Origin of the sequence: Arcicella gelida, assembly GCF_034931025.1 — a bacterium.
Classification (GTDB): domain Bacteria; phylum Bacteroidota; class Bacteroidia; order Cytophagales; family Spirosomataceae; genus Arcicella; species Arcicella gelida.
On record NZ_JAYGIL010000031.1, the window covers coordinates 1 to 23,293 of the forward strand.

Genomic DNA, 23,293 nt, shown 5'->3' on the forward strand with positions numbered 1-23,293 from the left:
TGTTCTGCCATATTAAGATTCTCTGCTTTGTAAACAAGCTGTAAATCCTTTACAAATTCTCTTAAATGCTTATCATAGACAAAGCGGGTAGAGTAACGGATTTGGTGAACTACACAAAGCTGTATTTGCGTTTTAGGGAATACCGCTTCAATGGCTTGTGGAAAACCTTTGAGTCCGTCAACACAACTAATTAAAATATCCTCAACTCCTCTTGCTTTAAAGTCAGTTAATACTGATAGCCAGAACTTAGCACCCTCTGTTTCAGCTAAATATATTCCTAATACTTCTTTTTTACCGTCTAAACCCAAGCCTATTACACTATACATGGCTCTGGAACTTACCTTCCCATCAACACGAACTTTGTAAAACATCGCATCCATCCAGACTACTGCATAAACCCTTGAAAGAGGTCTGGATTGCCATTCTTGAAGCCGTGGAATTACTCTATCAGTAATGTTTGAGAGTTCTCCCACTGAAAGATGATAGCCATAAAGTTCTTCCAACTGCTCATTAATGGATGAATAACTCATTCCATGTGAGTACATAGAGATAATCTGACGCTCTAAAGTATCTGTTAACACTAACTGACGTTTAGCGACTACTTGAGGGTTAAAACTACCGTCTCGGTCACGTGGAGTCTCTAATTCAAAGCTACCTCCATTACTCTTAATAGTCTTCTTTGATAAACCATTTTTGCGATTTTTAATTCCCTCAGCCTTGTTAGCATTGAGGTGATTATCCAATTCTCCTTGTAAAGCACTTTCTAAAAAATGCTTCAACATCGGAGCAAAAATACCATTCTCTCCAGTGAGAGGTTTGCCAGAATAAAGACCTTTTATCGCTTCTTGCTTAAAAGTCTCAAAATCAAAATTGTCAGGAGTATCCATAATAAAGTGTGTCTGAGTAAAAGTAAAAAAATAAACTTAATTTTAAACTGACACAGTTGGATGAACAGACTCTTAAAAAGATAGAAAATCCTATCTCGGAGATAAGACAACCTATCAGAAACAAGGAAAATCCCATCTCGAAGACGGAACAAGCTATCAAAAAGATGGGGAAACCTATCTCGGAGACAGGACAAGCTATCAAAATGATGCGACAATCCATTTCAGAGACAGGATAACTTATCAAAAAGATGGAAAATCCTATCTCTGAGATAGGATTTATTTGGTTTTAGATTCAATAGTGAATTGAATGCCAAATAATATTCTGAATTTACTTTAACAGCCCGCTTTAACGCTGCCCTAAAGCTTTCGTGGATTCAAATAACGCAAATGCTCTATTTTTCCAAAGTCTTTATCATTGTCAGATAACAAGATTAAGTCATTCACCATTGCAGTAGCGGCAATTACAGCATCAGGTAATCTTATTTTCTTTCTCCTTCTCATTTCAGCTGTATTGATGATTATATCTTCCGTTAAGCTAAACTCTTTTGATATTCTGATAAACTCATTTACTAAGCTCATAGTTTTGGGGTCAGTATTCCAACTCAATAACTCAATACGAGTAATAACGGAAATTTGGCATCCAAAACTATTGAAAATACTATCTACCAATTCATTCCCTTTTTCAGATAGCTCATCTTGAGTATATAAGGTAAAAATATTGGTGTCTATTAAATATCCCTTTGCCATTCGTTGCGGAGGTCTTGAATCTCTTTGTTATTTTGGTCTTTTTTTGCTTGGCTTAAATCTTTCAAGGCACCTCGAAAAAGTAAAGACACTTTTTCAGTTTTGGGAACTTCTTCTTCAACTTGCAATACTGTAATTAATACCTTGGCATTACGGGGCGGTTGGACTCCTTCATTAAAAATGACGTGTCCATTATGTATTGTTCCTTCGAATGTTTGTAACATAATTTTGACATTTAAACCTTAATTATCAGCAACTTCTCATTACAAAGCTATCATATTCTGGCACAAAAAATAAATTCCTCTCAACTATTTAAAGAATTTACAAATTGATATTTCCAAGTTGATAAAATGAAACAGCTTGGGAGATTGCTAATGTTGATAGTTTCATTTGAAAGATACAACAATTAAGAAAGTATTTTAAGTAGTTTTATGGTACTTCCTAAACAAAAGCAAAACGAGTATAGTAATACTAAATCCATTTTATTTTGTAATTTTATTATACATAAATTTCAAGAAAATGAAAACTTCAAAACCACAAACAGAGCAAAAGAGCCATAAAGTACCAAAGAAGAAAAAAAGCTTATGGGAACTTGCAAATGAATCAACTGTTCCAGAAGGATGGAGCGGTTTAATAAATATTTTAGCTCCTTATGAGCTACCGAAAAAAGACAAAAAAAAATGAATTATCTGCTGGATACAAACATATTTATTATTTTGCTGCTGGGTCAGAATGAAAAACTAAGTAAGAAACAGCAATCAATTTTGAAGGAATCAAATAATACGTTTTTTTTGTCAGAAGCGTCCTTATATGAAATTGCCATAAAAGTAAGGTTAGATAAAGCTAACTTTTCAGCAATAAATATGAATGTAATTAATGAACAAAGGAAAAATTTAAAAATAAAGCTTATACCTTCAAAAGAAGAGTTTTATTATAATATACCAAATGTTCCCAAAGTTTATATTTCAAAATCAAAACCACATGGTGACCCTTTTGATTTACTGATTATTTCACAAGCATTACTTGAAAATATCCCCATACTCTCCACAGATGATTTTTTCCCCAGCTATGAAGGCTTAAATGTTATTTCATAAGCATAAGAAAGTATTTTAAGTAGTTTTATGGTACTTCCTAAACAAAAGCAAAGACATTATAGCCGTTACAACGATTAAAATTAGTACGCCAATAACAGAGCTTGCACTCTTAAAAATACCTCCTACCAAACTACAAATAAGCGATTCTATAAAGAAAATGACTCCTGTATAAATCCACCAAATATTGTAAGTTGGTAGCTCTTCAATAGTTACTTCCATTTTGAAATTATCAGGAAAGAAAAGGCTTTGCCATTTGGGAAAGTCCCACAACAACAAGCCCAAAGAAGCAAAAAGTAAAAGGAAAGTAATGTACACCGTCCCTTGAAATTGTAAGGAAAAAGTAATCAAAAATATATTGGTAATAATACCCAAGAAAATGAGATTTCCGATAGTAGCAAAACGTTGAGTCATCAACAAAAATGCCGCCATTAATTGCATCAAGCCTAAAAACTGCCAATAAATACCTGTTTGATAAAGTGCTTCAAAGAAGAATCCGATAGGATTTGAGGTAGCAATAGAAGTAAAGCGATTACCCATTAATTTCGTTAAGCCAGAAGGGACAAAGGCAAAGCCAATTAAATACCGCATCCAGATTACAAAAAAAGAAAGGTATTGGTTACGTCGTACAGCAAGATAAAATTTGAATAAAGTATCCATAAGGTTCAAGGATGTTCTAATTGATTTTTCCAAATTAGTTGAAATAAGACAACCTTGAAACCTATTTGTTATGTGCGGTTGAGTATGAGGTTTGATAAGCTTGTAAAATATAATCCTTGAGGCACGAATCATATTTTTAAAAAATTAGCGAAATTGGAATATATTAGAACAAAGAATCTATACTTTCTAAAAATGGAACATAAACCCTTCACACAAAGTAACCTTTTACTGAATGATGTTCTGACTATTTTACAAGCAGCCAGACAAAAAGCCTATACGGCTGTTAATAACGCCATGGTGCAAGCTTATTGGCATATAGGAAAAAGAATTGTGGAAGAAGAACAGAGCGGAGAAAAAAGAGCTGTATATGGAGAAGGACTTATCAAACAACTTTCAAAAGATTTGAGTAAGGAGTTTGGAAAAGGTTTTTCGGTAGCAAATCTTGAAAACTTTAGAAAATTTTATCTTACTCTTTCGGATATACAAAATTCCTACGCAGTGCGTAGGGAATTAACTTGGACACATTATCGCTTAATAATGCGAGTAGAAAATCCAGAAGCAAGAAACTATTATTTACGAGAATGTGCCAACCAAAATTGGAGTACTCGTACTTTAGAGAGTAACATCAATACATTTTACTACCAACGTTTGCGGTCTTCACAACAAAAACACATTCAACAACCAACCGAAAAAACAGAAGTAAATGATTTTATTAAAGACCCTTATGTTTTTGAGTTTCTGAATATACCAGAACCAATTACATCTTCTGAAAGAGATATTGAAAGTGCCTTGCTTGAAAACTTGCAGGCATTTTTATTGGAATTAGGTAAAGGTTTCTCGTTTGTAGGAAGACAGTTTAGAATCTCTGCTGAAACAAGCCATTTTTATATTGACCTTGTTTTTTATAATTACTTGCTCAAATGTTTTGTATTGTTTGACCTTAAAACTACTAAACTAAGCCACCAAGATACTGGACAAATGGATATGTATATCCGTATGTTTGATGACCTCAAAAAACAGGATAATGATAATCCAACGATTGGAATAATACTCTGTACTGAAAAAGATGAAACTGTAGTAAAGTACAGTATTTTAAATGACCATAAACAACTTTTTGCCACTAAGTACATGCCTTATTTACCTACGGAAGAGGAACTAATCGCTGAAATCGCTCGTGAAAAACGATTGATTCAAGAAAGAAATGAGAGGTAATCAATTGTATAGCTTTGTCAACTTTCAAAATGTTGACAAAGCTATACTTATTCCTCACTCCGCATTCCAAACTCAAAACTCAAAATCAGTGTGCTTCTAACCAATTTAAACCAACGCCCATGCCTGTTTCCATTTTAACGGGGAAAGGAATGGCATTGACCATCAGTTCATTTACTTTGGTTTTCATCAACTCTAATTCTGATTTATGTACATCAAAAACTAATTCGTCATGCACGGTAAGAATGATACGAGATTGAAGTTTTTCTTGCTTGATAAAATCATTTACTTTAATCATCGCCACCTTAATCATATCCGCCGCCGAACCTTGAATCGGGGCATTTACTGCGTTGCGTTCGGCAAAACCACGTTCTACCATATTGTTTGAATTGATGTCACGCAAGTAACGTCTTCTTCCCAAAATGGTTTCTACATAACCTTTGTCACGAGCATCAATCACGGCAGTATCCATGTAGCGTTTAATGGCTGGAAATTCTCTCCAATAACTATCAATAATTTCTTTCGCCTCCGTTCTTGAAATAGCAATTTGCTGTGCCAAACCAAAAGCCGAAACGCCATAAATAATTCCAAAATTGACCGTTTTGGCTTTCCTACGCATATCAGAAGTCACTTCGTCCAAACTTACATTAAATACTTTTGCGGCAGTAGTAGCGTGAATATCTCTTCCTTGATTGAAGGCTTCAATCATAGATTCGTCTTTGGCAACAGCCGCCATAATACGCAATTCTATTTGCGAATAATCGGCTGAAAGAATCAAGAAATCATCATTTTTAGGGATGAACGCCTTTCTAATTTCTCGTCCACGAGCGGTACGAATCGGAATATTTTGTAAGTTAGGATTGGTACTCGACAAGCGACCAGTAGCCGTAACTGCCTGATTGAATGAAGTATGTACTCTACCCGTTCTTGGCGAAATCATCAAAGGCAAAGCATCTACATAAGTAGATTTAAGTTTTTGCAATTCTCTAAAATCCAGAATTTTACGAGCGATTTCATGCTCAGATTCTAATTTAGACAATACTTCTTCGCCCGTCATGTATTGACCCGTTTTTGTCTTTTTCGCTTTAGGATCAAGCTTTAATTTATCGAATAAAATTTCACCTAATTGCTTCGGCGAACCAATGTTAAATTCTTGTCCAGCTAATTCAAAAACTTTGGTTTGTACTTCCAACATATCTTTTTCCAAAGTCTTCGACATATCTTTCAAGAAATCAATATCCAGCCTTACGCCTTCCATTTCAATATCAGAAAGTACTTGCGTCAAAGGCATTTCTACTTCTTCCAACAACTTCACCGCACTTGGATTTTGTGCTAAAAGTGGATGCAATTTACCTTTCAATTGTAAAGTAATGTCGGCATCTTCAGCAGCGTACTCTTTGATTTTTTCAAATTCCACGTCACGCATATTGCCTTGCTTCGCTCCTTTTTTACCGATTAATTCATCAATCGACACTGGAGTATAATGCAAGAAATCCTCCGCCAAAATATCCATTCCATGACGCTTCTCTGGCTCAATGATATAATGTGCCAACATCGTATCATAAGTTTTGCCTTTTACTTCAACGCCATATTGGGCAAGTACCATTAAATCATACTTAATATTTTGAGCGATTTTAGTAATTTTTTCATTGGTAAAAATCGGCTTAAATTCATCTACAATCGCTTGGGCTTCTTCACGGTTGGCAGGAGTTGGCACATAATAAGCTTCGCCCGCACGATAAGCAAAAGATAAACCTACCAAGTCGGCTTCAACAGCATCAACGTTGGTGGTTTCCGTATCGAAACAAATTTCATCTTGCAAACTCAAGAAATGAATCAAAGACTGACGCAATTCTGGCGTATCAATCAAATGATATTGGTGAACGGTAGTATCAATCGTAGCTTTCGGATTACTTTCGGAAGGCGTATCTGTTTCATCAAAAAGTTCTAATTTCTTTTCTTCAACAATACTTCCAAACAAATCAAACTGACCAGACGAAGCCTTCGCTTTTGCAGCCGCAGTCACTTTTTTAGCTTCTGGAAAAGCTGAAGGTTGTTCTACGACGGCTTCTTCGCCCAATAATCTACGACGCAAAGTCCTAAATTCTAATTCATCCAAAAGCGGAGAAAGTAATTCTTTGTTTACTTCACAAACTTTTAAATCTTCCTCATCGAAAGTAACAGGTACTTCGCAGTGAATCGTCGCTAATTCTTTTGACAATAGACCCTGTTGAGCAAAATTTCTGACGTTTTCTTGTTGTTTGCCTTTTAGTTTATCGACGTTGGCAATTAGGTTTTCTAAAGAACCATACTCTTGAATCAACTTTTGGGCCGTCTTCTCCCCTATCCCCGGAATTCCCGGAATATTATCGGCAGAGTCGCCCATTAAACCCAAAGTATCTACTACTTGCGAAACATCTTGGATTCCCCAACGTTCACAGATTTCTTTAACGCCTAAAATCTCAACGCCTTTACCCATGAAAGCAGGTTTGTACATAAAAATTCGTTCTTCTACGAGCTGACCGTAATCTTTATCTGGCGTCATCATATAAATTTCCATATCCTCATGTTCACGAGCGGCACGTTTGGCGATAGTACCAATAACGTCATCCGCCTCGTAGCCTTCCATGATTAACATCGGAATATTCATGGCAGTACAAAGACGCTTGATGTATGGAATAGCAATCGTAATATCTTCTGGTTGAGCCTGACGTTGAGCCTTGTAGGCCTCAAACTGAATATGTCTAAACGTTGGAGTTGGCGTATCAAAAGCCACGCCAAGATGCGTAGGTTTTTCTTTAGTAAGCACCTCCAACAAAGTATTCGTAAAGCCAAATACCGCACTGGTATTCAAACCCTTAGAAGTAATACGAGGAGTTTTTTGGAAAGCAAAATGTGCTCGATAAATCAATGCCATTGCATCGAGAAGAAATAGTTTTTTCATCTAATTGTAACGAAGAGTATATGCCTTGAAAGACAAGATTTCCTCAAAAATACCAAAATCTATTGGTTCTGTTTCACGAAGATTGAAAAGATGGTTAATATTGTGTAAATAAATGAAAAGAAGATGTTACGAAAAGTAAGAATACAGAACTTCAAGAGCCTTAAAGATGTGACGCTCGAACTCCAAAAAGTAAACCTCCTGATTGGTCCAAACAATTCGGGGAAGAGTAATTTTTTGAAGGGGTTGGAGTTTGTGAGCTATGATTTTGAAAAAATGAACGAATCTGATATTTTAAGATTAAAATATAAAGGTATTGACTTTAATGAAATAGATATTCATGTTGTTGCTGACAAGTTTGATTACGTAGGAATTTTTCCTGAAAACCCTTACATCAATTTTTATGCTACAACTAAAAATCTATCCAAGAGCAAAGTTTGGCATTCCAAAACAGTCGATTTTCAATCTAATTTTCCAAATGAAAATCATGAAGATAATATGCTCAATAAATTTAATATAGAGTTAACGACAATCATTTATAAGCCAGACCCAAACACTTTCACAAAACCAGCATCATTAGAATCTGCTAACACTTTATTACCTGATTGCTCAAACTTAGTTCCTTTCTTATTTAATTTAAGTCAAAACCATAAAAAATTATTCAAAAATTTAGAAGATAATTTAGCTAAATGTGTTGGAGATTTAGTTTCAATTGGCACACCAGCAGATGGGAATAAGTTAAAGTTAAAGTTTTTTGACAAAGATGATAATGATTACTGGGCAGATGAAGTATCAGAAGGTGTTTTATACTTTCTTGCTGTACTCTGTATCATTCACCAACCAAATCCACCCATATTATTACTATTAGAAGAACCAGAAAAAGGGATTCATCCACGAAGAATTCATGAAATTATGAAATTTATTTTTCAATTAGTGGAAGATAAAGATATTCAAGTAATCATGACGAGTCATAATGAACACGTTTTAGAAGAATTTACTACGATGCCGGAATCAGTTTTTATTTTTGATAAAGACGATGAAGGAGCAACTTTCGTTAAAAATCTTCAAAAAGATATCATTGAACCTGGTATTATAAAAGCAAAAGAATTTGGTATCGAACCGATTGATTATACTGATAACATTGGGGAAAATTGGTTTATGGGCTTAATGGGAGGTGTACCAGCATGAAAGAAAAACTAACCTACACCTTACTTGGCGAAGGATACGCTGAGTATGCTTTTTTAGAAATCTACTTACGAAGAGTCTTTGAAAAAGAAAAACCAAACATTCAATTGGTTTCGAGCAGACAAATGAAACCAAGTGGAGGAAAATCCAGTTCCTCTGTTATTTTATCGAAGATTAAAGACCATTACATTACTTCATTTGTCAATAAAAATGACGTAAAACTTTTTATTGCTGGGATTGATTTGGATGATTCTGATTTTGAAGATGGTATGCCTAAATATCATGCAAGGATCGAAGAAATGAAAAGCAAGTTGGGTAATCTTTACAGTAAGTTTGAAAGTAAAACAATTTTATTTGTCCCAATCCAAGCTATAGATTACTGGGTTTTATATCAAGATAAAATCGAAGGAAAAATAGCAAACAGCTCTTTAGAAGCAAAAAGTAAAGATGAAATCAAGAAAAAACTTTACGGGACAAGTAACGCAAATCAGATTAAAATTGAAAAAGTCGCAACTGAAGTAGCTCAGAAAGCCGACTTTGAAGAATTAGCCAAACAATCAAAAAGCTTCACACTTTTCCACAAGCAAGTAAAATCATTCATAGATAATCTATAACACAAAAAACGGCTATTCTCATCTCTGAAAATAACCGTTTTTTCTTTTTACGTTACCTCAATACTCGTCTTTCAACATCTTTACAAACTCATCTTCATAAGCTTTTAGGGCTTTTAATAATGCTTGTAATTCTTTGTGATCCGACGAGCCTTTTTTGGCATTGTAAAGTTTGTCTGCTCGTTCCGAGGCTTTTTCGTATTCAGCTTCGTTTTTAATCTTAATCATTTGATTTATCGGTAATTGTTATTGAGTTTTCTCTTCCCAAATTTTACACAAATTTATAATAGTTTCCGTAGCTTTTTCCATGTCTTGTACTGAAACCCATTCGTGTTTTCCGTGAAATGCGTGTTCGCCCGCAAAGATATTCGGACAAGGCAAACCCATGAATGACAGCCTCGAACCATCTGTTCCTCCTCTGATACTCATTTGTTTTCCTGCAATTCCGCTTCTTTCAATCGCTTCCAAAGCATAAGCTGTTACTTCTGGATAATTATCCAATACTTCTTTCATGTTTCGGTATTGTTCAAATACTTCAAATTTAGCTTTTGAATTCGGATAATTCAATAATACTTCTTCCATAATTGTCTTCAAAACAGCTTCATGTTCATGCAATTTTTCTACCGAAAAATCACGAATAATAAATTCAATTGTAGCCGTCTCTACCATGCCCGAAATACCAACGGGATGAATAAATCCTTCTTTTCCCTCTGTTGTTTCTGGCGAAAGTGTTTCTTTCGGAAGATTTGCCACAATTTCTGCTGCAATTTTCAAAGCACTTTCCATTTTTCCTTTGGCAAAACCAGGGTGTTGACTCACTCCATGAATGGTAATTTTTACGCCATCTGCTGAGAAAGTCTCATCTTCTAATGAACCCAAAGTTTCGCCATCAATCGTATAACCAAAATCTGCTCCTAATTTTTCTAAATCCACCGCTGCTGTTCCTCTTCCAATTTCTTCGTCGGGAGTGAAAAGTATTTTGATTGTTCCATGCTTTATTTCAGGATTATTGACTAAATGAAAAGCCGCATCCATAATTTCAGCAACACCAGCTTTATTATCGGCACCCAACAAAGTAGTACCACTTGCCGTTATAATATCGTTACCAAATTGATGTGCTAAATCGGGATGGTCGGCAAATCGAATAATTTGTGAATTATCATCTGGTAAAACAATATCTTGTCCTTGATAATTTTGGTGAATGATTGATTTAACCCCTTCTCCAGAACAATCAGGCGAAGTATCCACATGCGAACAGAAACAAATGACAGGTACAGCTTTTTCAGAATTATTTGGAATGGTGGCATATACATAACCAAATTCATCCAAATGGGCATCTTGTACACCCATTTCAACAAGTTCCTGAACTAAAAGCTTGCTCAAATCCTTTTGCTTTAAGGTTGATGGTTGTGTAGCAGAATTTGAATCTGATTGTGTATCAATTTGAACATATTTCAAGAAGCGTTCGGTCGAAGTATTTTTATAATTCTTTAGCATTTATTCAATGATTAAATCTGTGTTTAATAAAACAGGTAATTTATTCACAAAGGTAACAAAGGTTTAAAATTTCGTGATTAACTTGCACCAAGATAATTGAAGAATATAAGGTTCTTATTTAAAAATAGAACTTTTTCAACAACTATCTAAATTTTGCAAAGAAAAACCCACTAAAACATTAGAAAGAGGATTTTTCATTTAATTTCGTATCAACAAAATAAAAACATATTTTTTCAAGATAAAGCCCAATAAAATATAGGTTATGTCAGAATTTGCAGAACTCTCGTTAGGTGACAAAAAGTATCAATTTCCTGTAATCACAGGAAGTGAAGATGAAAAAGCAATTGATATTGCCAAACTCCGTGATGAAACAGGTCATATCACCATTGATTCTGGTTATAAAAACACTGGAGCTACTAAAAGTGCGATTACGTTTTTGGACGGTGAGCTAGGGATTCTTCGTTATAGAGGTTATTCAATCGAAGAATTAGCTGAAAAAGCTACTTTCTTGGAAGTTGCTTATTTATTAATCTACGGCGAACTTCCAACTACTGAACAATACGCAGCATTTGAGCACGAAATCAAAATGCACACCATCGTTAACGAGGATATGCGTAAAATTTTTGAAGGCTTCCCTGTAAATGCACACCCAATGGGCGTGCTTTCTGCAATGGTTTGTGCGATGTCTGCCTTCTACACTGGCGATAAAGCAGGTGCTGATGAATTGAACATTATTCGTTTAATGGCTAAAATGCCTTCTATGGCTACTTGGTCTTACAAAAAATCTCAAGGACATCCAGTAAATTATCCAAACAACTCTTTGGATTATTGCTCAAACTTCTTGAACATGATGTTTGCTTTGCCAGTTGCTCCTTACAATGTTGACCCTGTAGTTTCGGCTGCTTTAAATAAATTATTGATTCTTCATGCAGACCACGAACAAAACTGTTCAACTTCTACAGTTCGTTTAGTTGGTTCTTCTCATGCTAGTTTATATGCTTCAATTTCAGCAGGTATCAATGCACTTTCGGGTCCACTTCACGGTGGTGCAAACCAAGAAGTAATTGAAATGCTAGAAGCGATTAAAGCTGACGGCGGTGATACTTCTAAGTACATTGCGATGGCGAAAGATAAAAATTCTGGTTTCCGTTTAATGGGCTTCGGACACCGTGTTTATAAAAACTTTGACCCACGTGCTAGAATTATCAAGAAAGCGGCTGATGATGTATTATCTGCTTTAGGAATTAATGATCCAGTATTGAAAATTGCTTCTGAATTAGAAGCAGCAGCTTTGAGCGACGAATACTTCGTAGCACGTAAGTTATATCCAAACGTAGATTTTTACTCAGGTATCATCTACCGTGCGTTAGGTATCCCAACAGATATGTTTACAGTAATGTTTGCAATTGGTCGTTTACCGGGTTGGATTGCACAATGGAAAGAAATGAAAGCTAACAAAGAACCTATCGGTCGCCCACGTCAAGTTTATGTTGGTGCTACTGAACGTGCTTATGTTGATTTAGCTGATAGAAAATAATTTTTCTTGATAGATATATTCAAAAGAGGTGTTTTGCGATAAGTGAGACACCTCTTTGTTTTTTATGGTTTAGGAATTTTCTTTTCTACTTTTCAAGATTTCTTGGACGGAATACCCGATTATTACAAATATTTAGCAATCTATCACTTGAACTAATGTGAGCTAAGTATTTTGATTATACTTAATTTTTACACTAAATTTAATGTATCATATCATTAAACTTAACTTTAGTTGATAGACACTTTTATTGCTAAAATGAGGATTCAAACTTTATTTCACATTCAGTCATGAAACAAGTAACGCTCAATATTCCAGAAAATAAGTTTGCTTTTTTTATGCAGTTAGTTAACTCTCTGAATTTTGTTCAAGTGGCTAACCCAAAAAGCGAATACAATCCTGAATTTGTAGATAAGATTCAGCAAAGCCGACAAGAGTATAAAGACGGTAATTTTATAAGTGTTGAAAAAGAAAACCTTAAAGATTTTTTAGGTATAGAATAAGTTACCGCATAGATTTTATAAACTACTCATGGCATGCCTTTACTAGTTTCATCATATTTGCCAAGCAAATGGAATTTATGCCTAAACCGTGGTCTGTGGCACACAGAACACAATACTTGGCTTGACTATTTTAGTTTATAAACTATGGATATGAAAATTTAGCGTTATGTTCTGTGTGCCACAGACCATGGTTAGAAAATTCAAATAACATCTCACCTAAAAACATTCCTAGCTAATTCTTAGAACGAGCAAATGCTCTATGTGGTTTTAAGTATTAGGAAATCCTAAGACCAGTACTTAAACCAATGAAGGAATCCAGTCTTTTTTTATTAGATTTGTTAAAATCTAAAATCCTTCATCAATCATGAAAAAAACACTACTATTTTTAGTATTACTGTTATCTCAACTATCTTTTGCCCAAAAGGGAAAGGAGAAAATTTTGGTTACCGATATGACCAAAATCAAACAAGTTGCTAATGTATCTATAGCTCCTGATGGCAAAAAAGCCATTTATGTTCTCAGAACTAATGAAAATAACGAAACAGATAAACTAGACTTTGACTATCGCACACATTTATGGTTGACTGACTTCCAAACGGCAAAACAATTAACTCGTGGGGCTGAAAGTGTTGGAGGAGCTACATGGTCGGCTGATAGTAAACAAATAGCCTTTGCCAGAAATGTAAAAGGTAAGTATCAAATCTTCTTGATGCCTTTAGATGGCGGTGAGGCTTTCCAATTAACCGATTTTAAATATGGAGCGAATAATCCACAATGGTCGCCAGATGGCACTAAGATTTTGTTCTCTGTCAATGTTACTTTTTCGGATATATTGAAAGATTCTTTAATTAATCCAAGTAAAAAATTGCCTTCATGGTCGATTGAAAAAGCTGGTTTTAAAAGTAATGATTTCTTGAAAATTGATAAAAAAGTAAAAGCTAATCCAAACGGAAGCATTGAAGAAATCAGAGCCTATCTTGAAAAAGATGTAGAAGATAAAAAAGCAAAAGTTATCACTCGTTTAAATTTTCAAGGAGAATCTACGACTGAACCAGAAATTCGATTCAATCTTTTATTTGTGATTGATGCGAAAGAAGGTGCTAAACCAGTACAGTTGACAAAAGGATTCTGGTCGTATAATGGTGGAAGTTGGTCGGCTGATAGTAAGAAAATTTATGCGTCGAGCGGTAGAGATAGTTTGCAACATCCTGACAGAGAATTGAATTCCTCAATTGTTGTACTGAATGCTGATGGTTCGGGCATTAAACAAATTATCGCTGAAAAAGGTATTTCATATAATAGTGCTACGCCATCGCCTGATGGAAAATTGTTGATTGCTACGATGTCTAAAACAGATTGGTTGGGCTTCAATCAAATCATTTTAGCCAATGCTGATGGAAGTAATAAAACAATGGTTACTTTCGACAGAGCTGCCAATAATTTTGAATGGACTGACGATAGCAAATTTGTATATTTCACGGCAAGTTCAAATGGTGGAGTACCTGTTTATAAATTAGATATTCAGACTAAAAAAATCGAAAAACTAAGTGACTACGATACAGGAATCAGCAGTTTTGACATTTCTAAAGAACGAATCGTTTTTGCTAAAACTGAAGTAAAAAACCCTTCTGAATTATATACAGCAGATTTATTGATGAAAAATGCTGTTAAATTAAGTACTCATAATGACGAATGGCTACAAAATAAAGCCTTGAGTTTTCCAGAGAAAAGAGTTTACAAAAACTCTAAAGGACAATCTGTAGAATATTGGATTATGAAACCTGCCAACTTTGAAGCTGGTAAAAAATATCCATTATTGCTAAATATGCACGGCGGACCAACAGCGATGTGGGGACCGGGCGAAGCATCGATGTGGCACGAATTTCAATACTTTTGTTCGCAAGGTTATGGTTTGGTTTATGCTAATCCACGTGGTTCGGGAGGTTATGGAAAAGATTTCCAGTTTTCAAATTATCAAGATTGGGGCAATGGACCAACGGAAGATGTTTTAGCGGCGACAAGTGATGCTGCCAAAGCAAGCTGGGTTGATACTTCTCGACAAGTAATCACTGGTGGTTCTTATGCTGGTTATTTAACAGCTTGGATTATCTCGCACGACCATCGTTTTAAAGCTGCTTTTGCACAAAGAGGAGTTTATGAATTATCTACTTTCATGGGCGAAGGCAACGCTTGGCGACTTACGCCAAATTATTTTGGTGGCTATCCTTGGGAAAATAACATCAAACCAATTTTAGAAAGAGAATCTCCTTATACTTATGTGGATAAAATCAAAACGCCTTTTTTGATTAAACACGGCGAAAATGATTTAAGAACTGGCGTGATTCAGTCTGAAATGATGTATAAATCATTGAAAATAATGGGTAAGGAAGTTGAGTATGTTCGTATGCCAGGTGGAACTCACGAACTTTCTAGAACAGGTAATGTTCGTCAGAAAATTGATAGAATGCTTAGAATTTATGAGTTTTTCGAGAGATATATCGGATTAAAATAGACAAGTGTCAATCTTTGACACGAAAATGGGGAAAATCAACTTGATTTTCCCCATTTTTTTATTCCTCTATTCCATAAAAATTATGCTCATCAATTAATTTGTGTAAAAAAAACCACACATTAAAGCAGAAATTAAGCTGGAACAAATCTTTTTAATTTTTCTACATCAACAGAAGAATATTCTATCTCTTCATAAAATTATTAAAATATGAAAAAGCTATTTTTAACATTCGCCATCTTAGCGACCGCTTTAGTTGCTACAACTCAGAAAGCTGCTGCACAATTCTCATTAGGAATTCACGGATCATATTTTGCACCCGATGCAAAAGATGCAAAAGGGCTGTATGGAGCAGGTTTACAAGCCAAAGTATTTGTTACTGAACAATTTGCAGTGGGTGTAGGCGTAAAATCAATCAAAGAAGAATTTAATGGAACGGGGTATCAATTCACAAATAACATTGTCCCGATTACTGGTATGTTTGAATATTATTTAACAAAAGGAATTGTTCGTCCGTATGTTGGTGCTGAGGCTGGTGTTTTCAGATCTACTTTAAAAGGCAATGTATTAGGTGTTAATTCAGAAACAACTTCATCTAAGTTTGGAGCTGCACCAAAATTTGGGATTGCTATTCCAGTAGGTAATTTGGGGATTTTTGCAGAAGGAACTTATAACTTTATTTTTGATAATAAAGACGGTTCAAACAACGGTTCGCCTAGCAATGCAGATTTTAGTACTTCCTCTAAATTCTTTATGGTGAATGCAGGTTTAACTTTTGGCTTCGGCGGAAAGTAAAAGCTTATCGAAAAATCTTATAAACAAAAAGGCTTCGCAAATTGCGAAGCCTTTTTGTTATTCTTTAATGCCAAGATTTAAAGGTCTGATTGCTGTTGAATCTAACCTGATTCTTCCATTTGAATCTTTTACAACCATCATATACATTGGTTTTTTACTGAGTAGTATATCAACCATTGATATTTGTTGTGTACTGTCTTTGGCAATTAATGGTACTTCTTCTTCCTCATTAAGGCTAAGGACGCCATCACCAAATGAGAGTACTTTAATCGCTACAGAAGCTGTTCCTTTGCCAATTAATCCTAAATCTTTCGCCGCTGCATAAGATACATCTAAAATTCTTCCTCTACTGTGTGGACCTCTATCGTTTACTTTTACGATGGTCACATTCCCATTTTCCTTATTGGTTACTTCTAATAAAGTACCGAATGGAAGCGATTTATGGGCAGCCGTTCTGCGGGTAGCTTTATAACGTTGACCGCTAGAAGTTTTTCGTCCTTCAAACTTACTTGCATAATATGAAATCTTTCCGCTAATCGTTTTTTTCGGTTTGGAAGGAGTCGTAAATGCAGTAACCGTGGCAGTAAAAAGTAGGAAAACTGTTTTTAAAATCATAATAACATATTTAGAAACCTACCGCAAAAGCCTAACTATGTAGTACAATTGATATTGAAAATGATTATATCAAATCGTTTTACAATAAGGGTTTCGTGAAACAATCATTTAATATTCAGATACGCTAACGTGAACTTAAACCTTAAAAAATTGTAAGAAAAATTCATCAAATGCTAATTTTAAAATAGTTTTTGACAAATCAAGGATGCAATTTACACATTTTTATCTAAAAAACTGAGGGTTTATCTCTTACATTACTTAACCAAAACTCCTGTTAAGTTTTTAAAAGACAGTTAAAATCATCTTTTATTAATGATTTTCCAAAAAATACTTACTCCAAATTTCATACAAATTAACTGATTATCAGGACATTTCAAATTTACAATCCTACATTAACAAAATAAAAGACTTGTTGATGAAGCAACAAAGTCTAAAAATTTCGATTATGTTAAATCTAAGCCCTCTTAACAAAAAATTAACATAAAAGACTTTTGAATTTCATATCAAAGAAAAAAGGTTTCGCTTTCAACGAAACCTCTTCATTCAACATATCTGTAATCTATTACAAAGCACCTACTTTGATTTCTTCAACTACACTTGGGTCTAACAAAGTAGAAGTATCGCCTAAATTATTCGTTTCTCCTTCGGCTACTTTTCTTAAAATTCTTCTCATGATTTTACCTGAACGAGTTTTTGGCAAACCACTCACAAATTGTATTTTATCAGGTTTAGCAATTGGTCCGATTACACGAGTAACGGTTGCTAAAATATCTCTACGAGTTAAATCAGAATCATGACCTGGAGATTTCTCACAAATTACATAAGCATAAATGCCTTGCCCTTTAATATCATGCGGATAACCCACTACAGCCGATTCTACTACACCTAAGTGCATATTGATAGCATTTTCTACTTCTGCCGTACCAATTCTATGTCCAGAAACATTGATTACATCATCCACACGACCTGTAATTCTGTAATATCCATCTTCATCACGCATACAACCATCACCTGTAAAGTAAAGGTTTTTATAAGTAGAAAAGTACGTTTGGATACAACGATCATGGTCGCCATAAGTAGTACGAATAATACCCGGCCAAGGGAATTTAATACAAAGATTTCCAGAAACGCCATTTCCGACAATCTCCTCTCCTTTTTCATCCACCAAAATTGGCTGAACGCCAGGCAAAGGTAAAGTAGCGTACGAAGGCTTCGTTTTGGTAATTCCTGCAATTGGAGAAATCAAAATTCCACCCGTTTCAGTTTGCCACCAAGTATCTACAATCGGTGATTTTCCTTTACCAATATTATCGTTATACCAATGCCAAGCTTCTTCGTTGATAGGCTCGCCAACTGAACCTAATACTTTTAATGAACTTAAATCTTTACCATTTACGTAGTCAAGTCCAAAACCCATTAACGAGCGAATCGCTGTGGGTGCGGTATATAAAATATCTACTTTATGTTTATCAATTACTTCCCAAAAACGACCAGCATCTGGGTAAGTCGGTACGCCCTCAAACATCAATGAAGTTGCCCCATAACATAATGGTCCATAAACGATATATGAGTGACCAGTAATCCAACCAATATCAGCCGTACAGAAATGTACTTGTCCGGGTTGATATTGGAAAACATTTGCAAAAGTATAAGTGGTGTAAACCATATAACCTCCGCAAGTATGTACAACGCCTTTTGGTTTACCTGTTGAACCAGAAGTGTAAAGAATGAAAAGCATGTCTTCCGCATCCATTTCTTCGGCTGGACAATCAGATGAAACCGTTTTCACTTCATTTTCCCACCAAACATCACGTCCTTTCAACATTGATACTGGTGTGCGAGTTCGAGTTGAAACGATTACTTTTTGTACTGATGGACATTGAATCAAAGCATCATCCACTGTAGATTTTAATCCAATTTCTTTATTTCCACGGAAAGAACCATCTGAAGTAATCACAATATTACACTGTGCATCGTTAATACGGTCGGCAATTGATTGTGCAGAAAAGCCACCAAAAACTACCGAATGTATCGCTCCGATTCTAGCACAAGCCAATACAGCAATTGCCAATTCAGGAATCATTGGCATATAAATACAAATTCTATCTCCTTTTTTAGCTCCGTGTTTTTTCAATACATTCGCAAACTGACAAACCCTTTGATGAAGCATTTTGTAAGTAAGCGTTATAGACTCTTCCTGTGGGTCATTTGATTCCCAAATGATAGCGGGCTGGTCGCCACGAGTAGCCAAATGACGGTCAAGCGCATTTTCAGTAATATTCATTTTACCCCCAGCAAACCATTTTGTAGTTCCTGTCGTAAAATCCCATTCTAATGTTTTTTTCCAAGGTTTACGCCATTGAAAATTTTGTGCTATTTCAGCCCAAAAACTTTCAGGGTCTGAAACTGAATGGTTATATGCTGATTCGTAATCATCAAAGGAGCTAATTTGTAAATTCATCATTAATCGGATATTAGAAATTGAGTTGGTATTGAATTGCTTCAGATTTTAATATTTTCTACTGTAAAAGTACAAGACATTTTTTTTATTTGAATACTGTTTTACAGGTTTTACGCTAAAAAAGTATAGCTATCTTCACTAAACAAAGTATAGCTTTTCAATTGATATTTTGAACTTTTATTATAATATAAGCCCAATTTGACTGAAATTAGTTTTTCGTGCTATCTATAAGTAAAAATCCATACTTCAATATTCGTTCTTTCTTAATTTGAAACAATGCCCAATGCCAATGTATTGATTTTTGCTACCAAAGTACGAGTAGAAAAAGGTTTAGAAACATATAAATCTGCCCCAGTCAAATACCCTTTTTCAATATCAGCTTCTTTATTTTTTGCACTTAAAAAAACGATTTTTATATGTTGAAAACGAATACTTTCTTTGATAAGTCGGCATACTTCATAGCCATCTACATGAGGCATCATAATATCTAATAGAATAATGGAAGGCACTTCTTTTTCAATAATCTCCAAGGCTTCGGAGCCATCACGGGCGATAAAAACACTGTAGCCTTCTTTCTTCATTAAAAATTCAAGAGACATCAAAATGCTAGGTTCGTCATCAACGATTAATACTTTTATTGTCTTTTTCATATCGTATAAAATAAGTAAATGTTGATTTTCTTTATGGTAATCTAAACGACAGGTATTGAAAAGGTGAATTTTGAACCTTTCCCTACTTGGCTTTCTACCCAGATTTGTCCGTTGTGTAATGCTATAATCTTCTTAGAAATGGCTAAACCCAAACCACTTCCTTTTGGTTTTTTGATAGTTTGGTCTTCTGCTTGGAAAAATTTATCAAAAATTAATCGCTGAAAATTCTTATCAATGCCAGCGCCATTATCATGAACACTGGTATAAACACAGCCTTCTGCATAGTGTGTCGCTAAAATAATTTCGCCCTTTTGTGGTTCACAATATTTAATGGCATTCGATAAAAGATTGACCACTACTTGTATTAATTTATCTTTATCCGCTTCAAATCTTGGTGTAAAACGGTCGGGCATAAAGATTACTTTTATCTCTTTTTCTTTCGCTTGCTGATAAAGTGCATCTATAGAATCTTTGACAACTTCTTGAATATCAATATCTTCCAAAATCAATTTTTGTTTGCCAGATTCGTATTTCTCTAAATCAAGTACTTGGTTAATTAGCCTACTGAGTCGGTCTGATTCTTTTACGACTGTTCCTAAAAAGTGTTCTCTTTCGTTTAAATCCATTTCTGGATTATCAAAAACGATTTCGGATAAAGCTCTAATAGAAGTAAGTGGCGTTCTGATTTCGTGAGCTACCGTTGACAGGAAATCGTCTTTGAGTTTGTCTGTTTTTTGAAGTATCTCGTTCGCTTCTTTTAATTCTGTTGTTGCTTTTTCTAAAGCAATCGACTTTCTTTTAAGTTCTTTGTTGGCCGATAATAAACTTTGAGAGGATTTTAAAATACTGATTACTTCTTCGGTAGAAATTTTTTCTTCTTTTGAAACGGAAGAAATCATAATTCTAGCAGAGGCTGTTCCAACGATTCCAGCTAATAATTTTTCCACATAGCTAACTATTTGTGGCTCGGCTATTACAGAAGTTAATCTGATTTTATGTTTTTGTGCATAAAGTTTCAGTATTTTTTCAGCTCTTTTTTCTCCAAGAAAATTACTTAATAACAATTGAATATCAGAAAAATAAGCTGTTCCTCTCCAAATTGTTGGGCTTTCTACTTGTTCTGAATATTCAAAAATATCTACAAAAATCACCGCTTGGTTATGCTCAATCGAACTTTGATAACTGTTCAGTGAAAAGCAGACGTAGCAAAAAATATTCAAGAGTAAACTCCAAAACAAACCATGAGAAATACTATCCATGCCTTCTAATCCAAATAATGCTAAAGGTTTTAAGGCAGAAAAACCCATAAAACCTTGGTCAATTATAGATTGTGGAAAGAAACCAGCCCCGACCATTGATGGCAATACTAATGTATAAAACCAAATAAATACGCCAACTAACAAGCCTATTAAAGCACCTTTTTGTGTTCCATTTTTCCAAAAAATTCCACCAATAATGGCTGGTCCAAATTGCGAAACTGCTGCAAATGATACCATTCCGTTAGAAACCAAAGAGTAATGTTCAGCAATGGTTTTGTAATATAAATACGCCATTAAAAGAATCAAGACGATGGAAGTACGGCGAATTGTCTTTACTAATAAGCTAAAATTGCCTGCTAATTTCTCTTGTAATGAAGCACTTTTTAAAAGTGCTGGCATTACTAAATTATTGGAAATCATCACACTAAGTGCAATCGTTTCCACAATAATCATACTTGTTCCTGCCGAAAAACCACCGATATAAGTAAATAAAGTAATAAAAGGTTGGTTGAATTTTAGAGGAATTGCCAATACATATTCATCCGAATTGATAGCGTGGTTCGGAAATAATAATACGCCTCCCATTGCAATCGGAATTACAAAAAAGTTGATTAACAATAAGTACAAAGGAAAAAGCCAAAGTGCTTTGTTCAGATGCTTTTCATCAACATTTTCGATGACGGAAACCTGAAATTGGCGTGGTAAAAACATTATCGCCATCATCGACAACAGTAAATGCCAAAACCAACCTGCGGTATCTTGTTCAGAATGAAATACAAAAACTTTTTGTAGGGCAGGAATATGAGAGGCTTTTTGGAAAATATCTGAAATTCCATCAAAAATAAAGTAACTCACAAAAATGCCCACGAGTAAAAAAGACACCAATTTTATGATAGATTCTGCGGCGATGGCAGCAACCATTCCTTCATGGCGTTCGGTAGAATCGATGGTACGAGTACCAAAAATGATGGTAAAAATTGACAATACAATGGTAATGTAAAAAGCTAAATCGCCAATAAAAAAATGTTGAGTATTGATTTCACCATCAGGTTGAGTCACAATCAAAAAGCTATTTGAAATGGCTTTGAGCTGAATAGCGATATAAGGCAAAATACCCAAAATACAGATAATCGTTACAATTACGCCCAAAGTGGCATTTTTACCATAACGTGAAGAAATGAAATCGGCGATTGAAGTAATCCGTTGTACTTTACAGATTCTGATGATTTTACGAAGTACAATCCACCACAAAGGCATCATTAAAGATGGTCCAATGTAAACGGAAATAAACTCAATTCCATTGGTTACTGCTCTTCCTACTGAACCGTAGAAAGTCCAAGCGGTGCAATAAACAGCCAACGACAGTGCATAAATATATGGATTATTAACAATGCTTTTGCCTTTGGCAGAACGTTGTTCAGCCCAATAAGCTACTCCAAAAAGAAAAACTAGATAGAGTAATGAAGTCAATATTAATACTACACTATTCATCTTTATTAATTTCTTGCTCTTCGTTACGGACGCTCCAGTAAATTATACCAATGAATAATATCCAAATCGTAAAAACATAAAAATAAAGTGTTGGAATGCCTTTAATCTTTGTGTCGTGGTTAACAATCGATAAAATAGGAAAGTTAAAAAGAATCATAAATACGATTCCAAGTACCAAAAGTTTTTGATTTTTTAACTTTTCTTTCATGAATGAAAAAGATTTTAACCCTTGTATTGAGTTTTAATTTTATCACAATTTAGGGTAATAATTTAACTCTTCTTAGAAAGAAATAACTATACTTGCTAATTTTTTATAGTCAAACTATTGAAAAATGTATGCCAAATGTGTTATCATACATCAATGGCATACATTCAGCACTAAAGAATTTATCTTTTAATTATCGTATTCTCCGGAAAGTGCATACTTTCCAAAAATCAATAATCCACCTGTAATAATTGGCGTGAGGATTATCATGATGATGATTCCAAACACCAAATCTTCTTGGTTTCCAGAAGCAAATTTCGGAATACCTAATTCATAAATTCCGAAGTAAGCTGTTGCTAAACCTAAGAGTATCCAAACGACACCTAATATTCTTTTAATTCCGTTCATGTCTTTTTATGAAAATATGTTTAAAATTAATTTCAGTC

At 34.7% G+C, this 23,293-nt stretch carries 22 protein-coding genes; 9 read left to right on the forward strand and 13 right to left on the reverse strand.

Features of this window, described 5'->3' with window-relative positions:
* From VB776_RS19625 to VB776_RS19635, 3 genes are all read right to left on the reverse strand, one after another.
* Positions 1-887: IS256 family transposase (locus tag VB776_RS19625; protein ID WP_323698568.1), on the reverse strand; the 887-nt coding region annotated here is incomplete at its 3' end.
* Positions 888-1,244: 357 nt separating this feature from the next.
* Positions 1,245-1,634: a type II toxin-antitoxin system VapC family toxin gene (locus VB776_RS19630; RefSeq protein ID WP_323698569.1), complete on the reverse strand. Its 390-nt coding sequence runs from the start codon at positions 1,632-1,634 to the stop codon at positions 1,245-1,247.
* Positions 1,616-1,855 carry a hypothetical protein gene (locus tag VB776_RS19635; protein WP_323698570.1) on the reverse strand — a complete coding sequence of 80 codons (240 nt, stop codon included), beginning with the start codon at positions 1,853-1,855 and terminating at the stop codon, positions 1,616-1,618. Before VB776_RS19635 ends, VB776_RS19630 begins: the two co-directional genes overlap by 19 nt.
* 295 nt (positions 1,856-2,150) lie before the next feature.
* Between VB776_RS19635 and VB776_RS19640 the strand changes: the two genes are divergently transcribed.
* Together VB776_RS19640 and VB776_RS19645 are read left to right on the forward strand one after the other, a co-directional pair.
* Positions 2,151-2,315, forward strand: coding sequence for a hypothetical protein (locus tag VB776_RS19640; protein ID WP_323698571.1), 165 nt, complete (start codon positions 2,151-2,153; stop codon positions 2,313-2,315).
* Complete coding sequence (locus VB776_RS19645; RefSeq protein WP_323698572.1) at positions 2,312-2,725, forward strand: type II toxin-antitoxin system VapC family toxin; 414 nt, start codon at positions 2,312-2,314, stop codon at positions 2,723-2,725. Before VB776_RS19640 ends, VB776_RS19645 begins: the two co-directional genes overlap by 4 nt.
* Positions 2,726-2,740: 15 nt before the next feature.
* Here the strand turns inward: VB776_RS19645 and VB776_RS19650 are convergent, their stop codons facing one another.
* On the reverse strand, positions 2,741-3,382 hold the full coding sequence (locus VB776_RS19650; RefSeq protein WP_323698573.1) for a hypothetical protein: 642 nt from the start codon (positions 3,380-3,382) through the stop codon (positions 2,741-2,743).
* Positions 3,383-3,574: 192 nt separating this feature from the next.
* On the opposite strand from VB776_RS19650, the gene VB776_RS19655 reads away from it, so the two are divergent.
* Entirely contained in the window at positions 3,575-4,594 is a 1,020-nt protein-coding gene (locus VB776_RS19655; RefSeq protein ID WP_323698574.1) for a PDDEXK nuclease domain-containing protein, read from the forward strand.
* Positions 4,595-4,679: 85 nt separating this feature from the next.
* Here VB776_RS19655 and polA read toward each other — a convergent pair whose 3' ends face one another.
* Positions 4,680-7,535, reverse strand: a complete 2,856-nt coding sequence (gene polA, locus VB776_RS19660) for a DNA polymerase I (RefSeq protein WP_323698575.1) — start codon at positions 7,533-7,535, stop codon at positions 4,680-4,682.
* A 123-nt stretch (positions 7,536-7,658) separates the two neighbouring features.
* Here polA and VB776_RS19665 point away from each other — a divergent pair, with 123 nt between their 5' ends.
* Both VB776_RS19665 and VB776_RS19670 read left to right on the forward strand, forming a co-directional pair.
* Positions 7,659-8,720 (forward strand): AAA family ATPase, encoded by a 1,062-nt coding sequence (locus VB776_RS19665; protein ID WP_323698576.1) that lies wholly within the window; start codon positions 7,659-7,661, stop codon positions 8,718-8,720.
* Positions 8,717-9,331, forward strand: a complete 615-nt coding sequence (locus tag VB776_RS19670) for a hypothetical protein (RefSeq protein WP_323698577.1) — start codon at positions 8,717-8,719, stop codon at positions 9,329-9,331. Before VB776_RS19665 ends, VB776_RS19670 begins: the two co-directional genes overlap by 4 nt.
* 57 nt (positions 9,332-9,388) lie before the next feature.
* Here VB776_RS19670 and VB776_RS19675 read toward each other — a convergent pair whose 3' ends face one another.
* Positions 9,389-9,556, reverse strand: coding sequence for a hypothetical protein (locus tag VB776_RS19675; protein WP_323698578.1), 168 nt, complete (start codon positions 9,554-9,556; stop codon positions 9,389-9,391).
* An 18-nt stretch (positions 9,557-9,574) separates the two neighbouring features.
* Positions 9,575-10,825, reverse strand: coding sequence for a peptidase T (pepT, locus tag VB776_RS19680; RefSeq protein ID WP_323698579.1), 1,251 nt, complete (start codon positions 10,823-10,825; stop codon positions 9,575-9,577).
* Between the two features lie 262 nt (positions 10,826-11,087).
* Between pepT and VB776_RS19685 the strand changes: the two genes are divergently transcribed.
* The 4 genes from VB776_RS19685 (at position 11,088) to VB776_RS19700 (ending at position 16,166) form a co-directional block, all read left to right on the forward strand.
* Positions 11,088-12,362, forward strand: a complete 1,275-nt coding sequence (locus VB776_RS19685) for a citrate synthase (RefSeq protein WP_323698580.1) — start codon at positions 11,088-11,090, stop codon at positions 12,360-12,362.
* 287 nt (positions 12,363-12,649) lie between these two features.
* Entirely contained in the window at positions 12,650-12,862 is a 213-nt protein-coding gene (locus VB776_RS19690; RefSeq protein ID WP_323698581.1) for a DUF2683 family protein, read from the forward strand.
* A 364-nt stretch (positions 12,863-13,226) separates the two neighbouring features.
* Positions 13,227-15,374, forward strand: a complete 2,148-nt coding sequence (locus VB776_RS19695; protein WP_323698582.1) for a S9 family peptidase — start codon at positions 13,227-13,229, stop codon at positions 15,372-15,374.
* 207 nt (positions 15,375-15,581) lie between these two features.
* On the forward strand, positions 15,582-16,166 hold the full coding sequence (locus VB776_RS19700) for a hypothetical protein (protein WP_323698583.1): 585 nt from the start codon (positions 15,582-15,584) through the stop codon (positions 16,164-16,166).
* A 57-nt stretch (positions 16,167-16,223) separates the two neighbouring features.
* Here the strand turns inward: VB776_RS19700 and VB776_RS19705 are convergent, their stop codons facing one another.
* From VB776_RS19705 to VB776_RS19730, 6 genes are all read right to left on the reverse strand, one after another.
* Positions 16,224-16,781 carry a septal ring lytic transglycosylase RlpA family protein gene (locus VB776_RS19705; protein ID WP_323698584.1) on the reverse strand — a complete coding sequence of 186 codons (558 nt, stop codon included), beginning with the start codon at positions 16,779-16,781 and terminating at the stop codon, positions 16,224-16,226.
* 562 nt (positions 16,782-17,343) lie between these two features.
* Positions 17,344-19,245 (reverse strand): acetate--CoA ligase, encoded by a 1,902-nt coding sequence (gene acs, locus VB776_RS19710; protein ID WP_407653851.1) that lies wholly within the window; start codon positions 19,243-19,245, stop codon positions 17,344-17,346.
* Positions 19,246-19,505: 260 nt separating this feature from the next.
* On the reverse strand, positions 19,506-19,892 hold the full coding sequence (locus VB776_RS19715; RefSeq protein WP_323698585.1) for a response regulator: 387 nt from the start codon (positions 19,890-19,892) through the stop codon (positions 19,506-19,508).
* A 41-nt stretch (positions 19,893-19,933) separates the two neighbouring features.
* Positions 19,934-22,642, reverse strand: coding sequence for a sensor histidine kinase (locus tag VB776_RS19720; protein ID WP_323698586.1), 2,709 nt, complete (start codon positions 22,640-22,642; stop codon positions 19,934-19,936).
* Positions 22,635-22,850, reverse strand: a complete 216-nt coding sequence (locus VB776_RS19725) for a hypothetical protein (RefSeq protein WP_323698587.1) — start codon at positions 22,848-22,850, stop codon at positions 22,635-22,637. Before VB776_RS19725 ends, VB776_RS19720 begins: the two co-directional genes overlap by 8 nt.
* A 186-nt stretch (positions 22,851-23,036) precedes the next feature.
* The gene (locus VB776_RS19730) at positions 23,037-23,255 is read right to left on the reverse strand and encodes a DUF6814 family protein (protein ID WP_323698588.1); all 219 of its coding nucleotides are present in this window, start codon (positions 23,253-23,255) and stop codon (positions 23,037-23,039) included.
* Between the last annotated feature and the right edge of the window lie 38 nt (positions 23,256-23,293).

Bases quoted from the DNA above. Each gene is read 5' to 3' on its own strand.
- VB776_RS19630 (WP_323698569.1), bottom strand. From the start codon at position 1,634: ATGGCAAAGGGATATTTAATAGACACCAATATTTTTACCTTATATACT.
- VB776_RS19635 (WP_323698570.1), bottom strand. From the start codon at position 1,855: ATGTTACAAACATTCGAAGGAACAATACATAATGGACACGTCATTTTT.
- VB776_RS19640 (WP_323698571.1), top strand. From the start codon at position 2,151: ATGAAAACTTCAAAACCACAAACAGAGCAAAAGAGCCATAAAGTACCA.
- VB776_RS19645 (WP_323698572.1), top strand. From the start codon at position 2,312: ATGAATTATCTGCTGGATACAAACATATTTATTATTTTGCTGCTGGGT.
- VB776_RS19650 (WP_323698573.1), bottom strand. From the start codon at position 3,382: ATGGATACTTTATTCAAATTTTATCTTGCTGTACGACGTAACCAATAC.
- VB776_RS19655 (WP_323698574.1), top strand. From the start codon at position 3,575: ATGGAACATAAACCCTTCACACAAAGTAACCTTTTACTGAATGATGTT.
- polA (WP_323698575.1), bottom strand. From the start codon at position 7,535: ATGAAAAAACTATTTCTTCTCGATGCAATGGCATTGATTTATCGAGCA.
- VB776_RS19665 (WP_323698576.1), top strand. From the start codon at position 7,659: ATGTTACGAAAAGTAAGAATACAGAACTTCAAGAGCCTTAAAGATGTG.
- VB776_RS19670 (WP_323698577.1), top strand. From the start codon at position 8,717: ATGAAAGAAAAACTAACCTACACCTTACTTGGCGAAGGATACGCTGAG.
- VB776_RS19675 (WP_323698578.1), bottom strand. From the start codon at position 9,556: ATGATTAAGATTAAAAACGAAGCTGAATACGAAAAAGCCTCGGAACGA.
- pepT (WP_323698579.1), bottom strand. From the start codon at position 10,825: ATGCTAAAGAATTATAAAAATACTTCGACCGAACGCTTCTTGAAATAT.
- VB776_RS19685 (WP_323698580.1), top strand. From the start codon at position 11,088: ATGTCAGAATTTGCAGAACTCTCGTTAGGTGACAAAAAGTATCAATTT.
- VB776_RS19690 (WP_323698581.1), top strand. From the start codon at position 12,650: ATGAAACAAGTAACGCTCAATATTCCAGAAAATAAGTTTGCTTTTTTT.
- VB776_RS19695 (WP_323698582.1), top strand. From the start codon at position 13,227: ATGAAAAAAACACTACTATTTTTAGTATTACTGTTATCTCAACTATCT.
- VB776_RS19700 (WP_323698583.1), top strand. From the start codon at position 15,582: ATGAAAAAGCTATTTTTAACATTCGCCATCTTAGCGACCGCTTTAGTT.
- VB776_RS19705 (WP_323698584.1), bottom strand. From the start codon at position 16,781: ATGATTTTAAAAACAGTTTTCCTACTTTTTACTGCCACGGTTACTGCA.
- acs (WP_407653851.1), bottom strand. From the start codon at position 19,245: ATGATGAATTTACAAATTAGCTCCTTTGATGATTACGAATCAGCATAT.
- VB776_RS19715 (WP_323698585.1), bottom strand. From the start codon at position 19,892: ATGAAAAAGACAATAAAAGTATTAATCGTTGATGACGAACCTAGCATT.
- VB776_RS19720 (WP_323698586.1), bottom strand. From the start codon at position 22,642: ATGAATAGTGTAGTATTAATATTGACTTCATTACTCTATCTAGTTTTT.
- VB776_RS19725 (WP_323698587.1), bottom strand. From the start codon at position 22,850: ATGAAAGAAAAGTTAAAAAATCAAAAACTTTTGGTACTTGGAATCGTA.
- VB776_RS19730 (WP_323698588.1), bottom strand. From the start codon at position 23,255: ATGAACGGAATTAAAAGAATATTAGGTGTCGTTTGGATACTCTTAGGT.